This is a genomic window from Methylacidimicrobium cyclopophantes (genome assembly GCF_902143385.2).
Classification (GTDB): Bacteria; Verrucomicrobiota; Verrucomicrobiia; order Methylacidiphilales; family Methylacidiphilaceae; genus Methylacidimicrobium; species Methylacidimicrobium cyclopophantes.
This window is the reverse complement of sequence record NZ_CABFUZ020000011.1, coordinates 1-3,477: the sequence shown is the minus strand read 5'-3', so window position 1 is coordinate 3,477 and position 3,477 is coordinate 1. Positions and strand designations below refer to the sequence as shown.

The following is a 3,477-nucleotide window of genomic DNA, read 5'->3' as shown; positions in this document are numbered from 1 at the left end:
GGCTGCCGAAGGGGTGGAAGCCCAGCAAGGAATGAAAGAAACACCGGCTCCTTCGGCGAAAGAAGCTCTTGGGCCGAAGACGGGCCTCTACTTCGGGATATTCGGGGGAGCCGCCTTCGGTATGAGCAACGGGGTCAGCGCCCTCGACTCCCCGCCGCTTTTTTCCGCGGGGGGTCGGGCCACCCCCGGGACGGCCGCCGTCGGAGGAGTCCAGGTCGGATACAACTTTCGGGGGATCGCCCTTGATTCCTCCAAGAGCTATTGGCTGCAGCCCGCAGCCCAGTTCGAGGCTTTCTATATCGGCCAGGCCACCGAGAGCGGAAGCTTGAGCGGCGGAGTCTCCGGAGTCCCCGGGGTCTCTACCTACCAGTTTGGATCGAATTTGAACATGGGGGTCTTTCTCGTCGACGGGGTCGCGAAGTTCGTGACGCCGATCGGTCTAGTCCCCTATCTCGGGGGAGGGATCGGAGGTGCCTATTTGGCCTCGTCCGGCACGAGCTTTCTCGCACCGAGCGGTGCGGATCTTCTCTCCTCCGGGAGTTATTCCCAAGGGGCGTTTGCGGGCCAAGGACTGGTAGGGCTCCAGTACAACCTGAGCGAGCATTGGAGCATCTTTGCCGAATACAAGATTCTCTACATCAAAGAAACGCAGTTTTCCTACGGGATGACGACCGGCAATACGATGCTGATCAAATATCCCGAGTATTACAACATCGCCATCGCGGGTATCCGTTTTCAATTCTGAGCGGACTTTCCGATTCCGCCGGGAAGGCGATTTTCTTCGGCGGTTGCGCTGGTGCTCTGTTCGCCGAGCACCGTGAGGCTCTCATTCTGAAAGGCAACAGGGCACCGGCTCCGGAGGGATCAGTGATCGACGGCATCCTTCTCGTAGGAGATCCGGTAGAGAATGCCGTTGGCGTCGTCGGAAAAGAGCAGGCTGCCGTCCGGTAGGAAGAGGAGACCGACGGGACGGCCCCATGTCTTGGGATGCTCCCCTTCGCTCAGGAAGCCGGTCAGGAAGTCCTCATAGAATCCCTGGGGCCGATGGTCTTCGCCGAAGGGAACGAAGACGATCTTGTAGCCGGTCGGCTCGCTTCGATTCCAAGATCCATGGAACGCCACGAAAGCACCGTGAAGATAGCGTTCCGGAAATTGAGGTTTGCCCGACGGAAAGGCCAACCCGAGGGGAGCCGAATGGGATTGGAAGAGCACGTCCGGCGTTCGTGTCGTTTCGACGAGATTGGGCTTTTGCACATGATGATGAACGAGGAGTCTGGGATCGAGGAGGTGCGGGGAGAGGTAGGCGTAGGGCCAGCCGAAGAATTCGCCTTGCCGGACGCGCGTGAGATAGTCGGGAACGAGATCATCTCCGAGAAGATCGCGTTCATTGACGACCGTATAGAGGGTCCCCGTGCTCGGCTCGAAGGCCAGGCCCACCGGGTTGCGTAGGCCGGAGGCGAAGATTTCCGACTTTCCTTTCGGTAATGGGATTCGTACGAGGGAAGCTCTCGGAGCTGGCTCGACGTCGGCATTGCCGCGGGATCCAATCGCGACATACAGCCACCGTTCGTCGGGAGAAAGGGCGAGGGTCCGGCTCCAATGGCCTCCTGCCGGCAGAGAGACGATCCGCTCTCCTCGACCGCCGAGACGACGCTGCCCCCGTTGGTAGGAGAAGGCCAGGATCGCGTCGGTGTTCGCCACGTAAAAGCGGTTTTGGGAAAACACCATCCCGAAAGGGAGATTCAGACCATTTTCCGGGGTCGCGAAAACGGAGCCGCGCTCGGCGCTGCCGTCCTCCCGCAAGCCTTCGAACAAGCGAATCCGGCCGGCTTCGGATTCGGCGACGAGCACGGCTCCGTCGGGGGTAAGAGCAAGCCACCTCGGTTCTTCGAGATCGCGAGCAAATACGGAGACCTGAAAACCGGCGGGCAAACGAAGCGACGGCCGGCGGGGGGGAGGGACGATCGGCGGATTGTAGGTAGCGCTGGGCGTTGCAAAGGGTTTGGGCAGATCGGAGAGGCTGATGGAAATCGGAGTGGGCGTGAAGGCCTCCGGAAAGATCTCCCCAGCGCGGGCGGGCGAGATGACCGGGATCGTCAGCAGAGCGGTGAAGAAGAAGAAGGAGATCGGCGACCAAGAACGAGGATGGCTCATCGAGACGAGAAGGTTGCGATGGAAGAGGGAAGGGCGCCGGCCGTCATCGTTCCGCCGTAAAGGTGCCCATCAGCGTAGTCGTGGCGACGATGTGTCCTTCCATCGCCTTTTCCAAAGCCTTCCGATCCGCACCCGCCGGCAAGGCGAGAGGACTGTCCAGAGCAAAGAGCCGAAAGAAGTAGCGGTGGGTCCCGCTCGGGGGAGCTGGTCCGTCGTAACGATTGTCTCCGAAATGGTTCCGCCCGGTCCGGGCTTCCGCTGGCAACTCGCCGGGAGAGAGCTTCGAGGTAGTCGGCGGAAGATTCCAGACGAGCCAGTGAACGAAGGTGCCCCTGGGAGCGTCCGGATCGTCCATGATCAGTGCGAGCGCACGCGCTTGCGCCGGTACTTCGGTAATTCGGAGCTCCGGATTCCGATTTTGGTAGCGATACCCGCACTCCCGGGGCAACGGCTGGCCATTGGAAAAGGAAGGAGAGGTGATTTTCATAGCGAATGCGGAGAGAGGAGCAAGCCAGAGGGCGACGAACCAGAGGAATGCGAGACCTCGAAGTGACATCGCGGAAGCGATCTTGAATCAAAAAAGCCGCGAAGGCAATGGGCGATGGCGCGCGGTGCGAGCGGCTCAATTCTCTGCGGGCAAGAACGCCGGAGTTTGGTTCTTGCGCTGCCTCGTACCGGAAGGGTAGTCTGCCCCTCTCCGACCAAAGGAACGAGATGCGGTGCGCACTCCTTGCGATTCTTCTCCTCGGAATCCCCTTTTCGCAAGAGCTTTTCGCGGGGCTCGTCCAAACTTCCAAGGGGACTCGGCTTTCCATCTTAGAACGATCGCTCCCGGAAGACCCGAAAAAGGAGGCCGGTGGCAAGATGGTTGCGGAGAGCGGCGGGAAGGACAAAACAACGCCGATAGCGGTTGCAAAGAACGGTGCCCCGAAGGGGAGAGTGAAGATTCGCTCTATCGCGAGCAGCCGAGTGAAAAACAGGGAGCGATCGCCGGCTGCAGCCGATGCCGTCGCCTCCCGCGATAAGTCGCGTCCCCAGCCTCGGGTGGCTCGGCCGTAGATCGGCGGAATCCACCCGCAGGAAATCGCGCCCAGGCACCCGGTTCATTCGTTCGCAATCACCGATTGCTTTCTTTGCTATTGAAGAGCAGACTATAAGTTAAGGGGGGATGGGATGATAAGATTTCTTGTGGCTATGGCTCTGACCTTAGCGATCGGGCTTCCCGCGTCCTTCGGATCCGTTGGAGTGATGCAGACCACCAAGGGAGTGCGCTTGACCATTCTTCCGGTGATGGGGGCGACTCGGGAAGAGGCGCCGCCTCCG

General features: G+C 60.4%; 3 protein-coding genes. 1 reads left to right on the top strand and 2 read right to left on the bottom strand.

The features are described 5' to 3' along the window. The coding region (locus FN369_RS00380) for an outer membrane protein (RefSeq protein ID WP_142524243.1) at positions 1-745 on the top strand (745 nt) is incomplete at its 5' end. A gap of 119 nt (positions 746-864) precedes the next feature. Here the strand turns inward: FN369_RS00380 and FN369_RS00375 are convergent. Together FN369_RS00375 and FN369_RS00370 are read right to left on the bottom strand one after the other, a co-directional pair. Continuing rightward, positions 865-2,154 (bottom strand): PQQ-dependent sugar dehydrogenase, encoded by a 1,290-nt coding sequence (locus FN369_RS00375; RefSeq protein ID WP_142524242.1) that lies wholly within the window; start codon positions 2,152-2,154, stop codon positions 865-867. A 43-nt stretch (positions 2,155-2,197) separates the two neighbouring features. Further along, positions 2,198-2,710, bottom strand: coding sequence for a YbhB/YbcL family Raf kinase inhibitor-like protein (locus tag FN369_RS00370; RefSeq protein WP_246189456.1), 513 nt, complete (start codon positions 2,708-2,710; stop codon positions 2,198-2,200). Positions 2,711-3,477 lie beyond the last annotated feature (767 nt).